Here is a 285-nt window from a genome sequence, read left to right as displayed (position 1 = left end):
GGAGGATGACGGGATCGAACCGACGACCCCCTGCTTGCAAAGCAGGTGCTCTCCCAGCTGAGCTAATCCCCCTCTTACACCTCATTAAGCTACTGCGCACTTCAATCTTCAATCTCCGATGCTCGTCGTACCGAAGTGCGACTGCGCTTCTCGATTGAACCTTGAAGCGCTCGCTACGCTTTCTGAGGCATAACTAAACTTTGATTAATTCTTGGTGGGTCTGGTTGGGCTCGAACCAACGACCCCCGCGTTATCAACACGGTGCTCTAACCAACTGAGCTACAG

1 tRNA gene is annotated in these 285 nt (G+C 53.0%); it reads right to left on the bottom strand.

Annotated elements, in window-relative coordinates:
- Positions 1-72, bottom strand: a tRNA-Ala gene (locus QN359_RS19890).
- Positions 73-285: the final 213 nt, after the last annotated feature.

It is taken from the genome of Undibacterium sp. 5I2 (genome assembly GCF_035019605.1).
GTDB lineage: Bacteria > Pseudomonadota > Gammaproteobacteria > Burkholderiales > Burkholderiaceae_D > Undibacterium.
This window is presented reverse-complemented; position numbering and strand designations above follow the sequence as displayed.